This is a genomic window from Blastomonas sp. (genome assembly GCF_041747255.1).
In the GTDB taxonomy this organism is placed as follows: domain Bacteria; phylum Pseudomonadota; class Alphaproteobacteria; order Sphingomonadales; family Sphingomonadaceae; genus Blastomonas.
Genome location: NZ_JBGTFM010000326.1, coordinates 1 through 5,506 on the forward strand (window position 1 = coordinate 1; position 5,506 = coordinate 5,506).

The 5,506-nt window shown below is 64.5% G+C and carries 8 protein-coding genes; 7 read left to right on the forward strand and 1 reads right to left on the reverse strand.

Annotation, left to right across the window (positions count from 1 at the left end):
- The 7 genes from ACEW8G_RS11130 to ACEW8G_RS11160 form a co-directional block, all read left to right on the forward strand.
- Positions 1-960 (forward strand): M17 family metallopeptidase (locus ACEW8G_RS11130; protein ID WP_373488489.1); only part of this gene is annotated, 960 nt, incomplete at its 5' end.
- A 64-nt stretch (positions 961-1,024) separates the two neighbouring features.
- A complete protein-coding gene (locus ACEW8G_RS11135) occupies positions 1,025-1,426 on the forward strand; it encodes a MarR family transcriptional regulator (protein WP_373488490.1) in 402 nt (133 codons plus the stop codon).
- Positions 1,374-2,315: a C40 family peptidase gene (locus ACEW8G_RS11140; protein ID WP_373488491.1), complete on the forward strand. Its 942-nt coding sequence runs from the start codon at positions 1,374-1,376 to the stop codon at positions 2,313-2,315. Before ACEW8G_RS11135 ends, ACEW8G_RS11140 begins: the two co-directional genes overlap by 53 nt.
- Positions 2,312-3,250: an N-acetyl-gamma-glutamyl-phosphate reductase gene (gene argC, locus ACEW8G_RS11145; RefSeq protein ID WP_373488496.1), complete on the forward strand. Its 939-nt coding sequence runs from the start codon at positions 2,312-2,314 to the stop codon at positions 3,248-3,250. Before ACEW8G_RS11140 ends, argC begins: the two co-directional genes overlap by 4 nt.
- A gap of 139 nt (positions 3,251-3,389) precedes the next feature.
- The gene (gene gloB / locus ACEW8G_RS11150) at positions 3,390-4,154 is read left to right on the forward strand and encodes a hydroxyacylglutathione hydrolase (protein WP_373488492.1); all 765 of its coding nucleotides are present in this window, start codon (positions 3,390-3,392) and stop codon (positions 4,152-4,154) included.
- Positions 4,155-4,248: 94 nt separating this feature from the next.
- Positions 4,249-4,452, forward strand: a complete 204-nt coding sequence (locus ACEW8G_RS11155) for a hypothetical protein (RefSeq protein ID WP_373488493.1) — start codon at positions 4,249-4,251, stop codon at positions 4,450-4,452.
- Between the two features lie 84 nt (positions 4,453-4,536).
- Positions 4,537-4,965: a DUF983 domain-containing protein gene (locus tag ACEW8G_RS11160; RefSeq protein WP_373488494.1), complete on the forward strand. Its 429-nt coding sequence runs from the start codon at positions 4,537-4,539 to the stop codon at positions 4,963-4,965.
- Between the two features lie 40 nt (positions 4,966-5,005).
- On the opposite strand, the gene ACEW8G_RS11165 is transcribed toward ACEW8G_RS11160, so the two are convergent.
- On the reverse strand, positions 5,006-5,506 hold a 501-nt coding region (locus tag ACEW8G_RS11165; RefSeq protein WP_373488495.1), incomplete at its 5' end, for an OB-fold nucleic acid binding domain-containing protein.

Below are 5,506 nucleotides of genomic sequence, written 5' to 3' on the forward strand. Positions count from 1 at the left end.
GCCGAGGCCACCGCGTGGGTGCGCGATATGGTCAACACGCCCGCCGAAGACATGGGGCCTGCAGCGCTTGAGGCCGCAGCAGAGGCGCTCGCCGGGCGCTATGGCGCACGCATCGAGGTGACGCGCGGCGATGCGCTTGAAACCGGCTATCCGATGATCCACGCGGTCGGCCGGGCGGCGGCGCGTGCACATGCGCCGCGCCTGATCGAGCTCCACTGGGGACGTGAGGATCATCCGCGCATCGCGATTGTCGGCAAGGGCGTGTGCTTTGACAGCGGCGGGCTCGACATCAAGACGGCGGCGGGCATGCTGCTGATGAAAAAGGACATGGGCGGCGCGGCGCATGCGCTGGCGCTGGCGCAATTGATCATGCGCTTTGCGCTGCCGGTGCGGCTGCACTTGCTGGTCGGCGCGGTAGAAAACGCGATTGCAGGCAATGCCTTCCGCCCCGGCGATGTGCTCAAAAGCCGCAAGGGTCTGACGGTCGAGATCGGCAACACCGATGCCGAAGGACGGCTGGTGCTCGGCGATGCGCTCACCAAGGCCGCTGAGGGCGCTCCGCAGCTGATCATGGATTTCGCGACGCTTACCGGTGCGGCGCGCGTGGCGGTGGGGCCGGACCTGCCCGCGATGTTCACCAACCGCGATGCTGTCGCAGATGCCCTCATCGCCAGCAGCCAGACCGCCGCCGATCCGTGCTGGCGGCTGCCCTTGTGGGCGGGCTATGAGGATATGTATGTCAGCGATGTGGCCGATTTTGGCAACAGCGGGGGCGGCTTTGCCGGGGCGATTACCGCTGCACTGTTCCTCCAGCGCTTTGTCGGTGACACGGCAGACTGGGTGCATTTTGATACCTACGCCTGGCGCCCGACGCCGCGTCCTGGCCAGCCCAAGGGTGGCGAAGCGCTGGGCATTCGCGCCGCCTGGCACTATTTGCGCGCGCGTTTCGCCGCTGCCTGATCCGGTTACGCAGCTGTAACCATCCGCCATTCAGCACCGAACAGCGCGTCAGGAGCAGTGCGTCATGGGCATCGGGCTGATGACCGCAACTGGCCGGATTGTGAAGATTATGAACGGATCTTTGCCCTGCTGGGTCGCAGGGATGCTTGCCTATGTGCGCGCCGATGCGCCCGACTTGACGCATCGCCAATTGGCGATGCTGTCGATCGTCCAGTTCACCTCCGGGCCGCATACGGTGCGCGGTTTGGCGCGACAATTGCGCGTGTCAAAGCCGGTGATCACCCGGGCCTTGGACAAGCTCACACAACTTGGCTATCTACGCCGCCAGCCCGATCAGAACGACGGGCGCAATGTGTTTGTCGTGGCCACGACGCAAGGGGCGGAATTTCTTGAAACATTCGACAGGTTCTTCGATGCAGATGACGGGCGGGGCGCGGACAGACGCGTCGCCGGTGGCGCTGCATGAGCCAGCACCCGCTTCATTCCAATATGCTCTGACCGGGCCGGTTACGACGTTTGACCCGCGCGTCACAGCGGTGCGCGGCGACCTTGCCGATATCGCGCTCGCCGGGCGTTTCTTCGCGCCGCATTATGTCGCGCCGCAGCTGCGCCGATGTGCGCCTGCCATAACGATGCTGCGCGCCGCCAGCGCGCATGACGCGCAGGCCGTCTCGCAGCTTATCACCGGTGAAGGCTTTGCCCTGCTCGATTCGGCGGGCGACTGGGGCTGGGGCTATTGCCTGATTGATGGCTATTGCGGCTATGTGTTGCTCAACGACCTGGTTGAGACCGCTGCATTGCCGACGCATATCGTGCACGCCCGTGCCGCTTTGGTGTTTGCCGATGCCTCGATCAAGGCGCCGACGCTGGATCTCTTGCCGATGGGCGCGCAGATCACCGTTGCGGGCGAAAGCGCCTGCGGCAAGTTCTGGCAGACCGGCACCGGATTCGTTTCAAAACGTCATGCGCGAAGCCTGGCTGAACCCGGCACGGATCCCGCGATCTTCGCGATGCAACTGACCGGCGCGCCATACCTGTGGGGCGGGCGCAGCGGCGATGGGCTTGACTGTTCGGGACTGGTCCAGCTGGTGATGGCGCTGACCGGACACAATGCCCCGCGTGACAGCGACCAGCAGCTTGAAGCATTGGGTGAATTTCTGGCCGACGATGCACCCCTGCAGCGCGGGGATCTTGTGTTCTTCCCCGGCCACGTCGGGATCATGGCGGATGACACGCATCTGATCCACGCCAACGCGCACTGGATGCAGGTGGTCACCGAACCGCTGGCAGATGTGATCGCGCGTTTCCCTGAGAGCACGCCGCAACCGGTGCTGGCGCGCAAGAGGATCGGCTGATGCCAACCGTGTTCATTGATGGCGCTGCGGGAACCACCGGGCTGGAAATCGCCGACCGGTTGGGGCCACGCAGCGACATCCGCTTGATCAGTCTGTCCGATGCCGACCGCAAAAACATCGGCGCGCGCGCCGCGATCATCCGCGATGCAGATTTCGTCATTCTTTGCCTGCCTGATGAGGCCGCGCGTGAAGCTGCGGCGCTTGGCGAGGGCGCACCGACGCGGTTCATCGATGCCTCAAGCGCGCACCGCGTCGCCGATGGCTGGGCCTATGGCTTTGCCGAACTGCGCGCTGGCCAGCGCGAGGCGATCCGCGATGCCCGGCTGGTGAGCAACCCTGGCTGCTATCCCACTGGATTTCTGGCGCTGGTCGCGCCGTTGGTGGCCGAGGGCCTGTTGCCCTCCGATCACGGCTTTGTTGTCAACGCGGTCAGCGGCTATTCGGGCGGCGGCAGGGACCTGATTGCGCGGATGCGCAACGATGCGGTGGACATCGGCTATCGCGCCTATGCGCTGGGACTTGAGCACAAGCATCTGCCCGAAATGCAGGTCCACGCTGGCTTAAGCCGCGCGCCTTTGTTCGCGCCCGCCGTAGTGCGCGCATTTCGCGGCATGCTGGTCGATGTGCCGCTGTTCCTTGATCCTGAACTCGGCTTTGCCGACGCGCGCACGCTGCATGAGGCACTGACCGATCATTATGCGCACGAAGCGCTGGTGGCGGTTGCGCCGATGGACGCGGTGCCGGGCGAGTTGCTGATCGGCGAGGTTGACGCGCCGACCGACCGGCTGACGCTTTATGTGCTGCCCAGCGCCGACGGGTCGCAAGTGCGGCTGGTGGCGATGCTCGACAACCTGGGCAAAGGCGCGAGCGGGGCGGCGGTGCAGAACCTCAACATCATGGCCGGTCTCGATGAGATGGCGGGATTGCGCGTTTGATTGGGGGGCTTGCTTGTTTGTGGGGCTGGCGAGGGACGTGTCCACCCCCATTTACGTCTAGCACCCAAAACCCGTCACACCTCGCGCACCTGATGCTATAAGCGCGCCAATCACCCATCTCACACCAAGGTAACTCCCCATGCCGATCCTCGTCCACCAGTTCGCCTGCCTGTCAGACAATTACGGTTTTCTGGCGCATGACCCGGTGAGCGGCGAGACCGCGTGCATCGACACGCCGGATGCCGATGCGTATCTGCGCGAGGCGGCGGGCAGGGGATGGACGATCACCCAGATCTGGAACACCCATTGGCACCCCGATCATGCGGGTGGCAATCTAGCGATCAAGGCAGCGACCGGTTGTACGATCGTCGCGCCTGCCAGCGAGGGAGAGAGGATCGCCGGGATCGACCGAGCGCTGGTGCCGGGCGATACGGTGATGCTGGGTGATGTGTCCGCCGATGTCATCGATGTTGCCGGGCATACCCTGGGCCATATCGCCTTCCATCTGGCCAGCGAGGGCATCGCATTTGTCGGCGATTCGCTGTTCGCGCTGGGCTGCGGGCGGATGTTTGAGGGCACGCCTGCGATGATGTGGGCGGGGCTGGAGCGGCTAAAAGTATTGCCTGACAAGACCGTCATTTACTGCGCGCACGAATACACCGCCGCCAATGCGCGCTTTGCCCTGAGCGTCGATCCGGACAATCCTGCGCTGCGCGATTTTGCCGCCGAGGTCGCGGCGAAGCGCAAGAACGATCAGTGGACCGTCCCTACAAGGCTGGACCGCGAGCGCGCCGCCAACCCCTTTTTGCGCGCCGATGACCCCGTCATGCAGGCGCGCATGGGCTTTGCAGGCGACACTGTGGCGACCTTCGCCGCGATCCGCCGCGCCAAGGACAATTTCTGACACGCCGGGCCAGGTCGTCCTGTTCCGGCACAGGTTTTTGTTAACCATCAATCGCGATAGGCAGGTTGGTTAAAAAAGCGTTAAGCCCAACGGCATGCAACGCAGCCTTTTCCTTCGTGTCCGCGCCCAACCCAACAGCTTTCGCCGCAGCCTGACGCCGCGTATCCTCGCCGCTGAACCCGTGTTTGAGCCCGAAGTGCTGGCCAGACGCAAGAAGGCTGAGCGCAACGAGGATATCCGCCTGTTCCTGCTGAGCTTTACGGCATTTTTTGTGGCGATCAGTTCGTTCATCGCCTGATCGGCATTGCGCTATCTTAGCAGTCGCTGCGCGCCTATAGCGGAGGCGCGGTCCGCATTTGGGCCGCGCTTGCTGGAACATCCAATGACTCAGCCCGGACTCGACAGCGCGGCAGCGGCCACTCGCTGGCGCGCGCCGCAAGCGGCGAAAGAGGCCGCATGGCGTGGCGGTCGCAACCGCTGTCCACGTTGCGGCGAGGCAGTGCTGTTCGCCCGCTACCTGAAGCCGGTGGCGCGCTGCCCGCAATGTCAGCAGGATTGGACGCTGCACCAGGCCGATGATTTCCCTGCCTATCTGGCGATCCTCATCTCCGGCCATATCATGGCACCGGCGATCATTGCGGTGGCGAGTCGCGAGATGCTGCCGCTCTGGGGCCTGATGGTCCTGACGATCGGCATGGCGCTGGGGCTTACGCTCGCGCTGCTGCAACCCGCCAAGGGCGTCGTCATCGCGCTGCAGTTCTGGTGGGGCCTGCACGGCTTTGAACACCCGGCGCGACCCGAGATGCCCTGAAAACTCACCATTCAGTTGTCAGCTGCAGGCGAGTCCCGACTTAATGGAAATCGCGTGACTTCGGCACGATCCGCACATCGCGGGGGTGGCGCGACTGGACAGGGTGCCGCACCTCATCCGCGCGCGACATCGGGGCGAGCGCGCGCGTATCGCCCAGATGGTCGAGCAGGTCGCTGCGGTCGTGGATCGTGCTGGCCATCAGATGGACAACGCCTTCGGGGCTGCGCTGCACCTGGCCTTCGACCAGCATCAGTCGCGATGCCATCACCGCACGGCGGAAGATCTCGAACTGCCGCGCCCACAGCACGACGTTGGTGACGCCGGTTTCGTCCTCGATGGTGATGAAGATGGCGTTGCCCTTGCCCGGTCGCTGACGGATGAGAACGATTCCGGCGGTGGCGACCCTTGCGCCCGCCTTTGCAATGCCAGTCTGCGCGCAGCTGAGCACGCCGTCCGCCTCAAGCGCCGGGCGCAGGAAGGTCATGGGATGATCCTTCAATGACAGGCGCAGCGTCTGGTAATCGGCCACCACCTCTTCGGC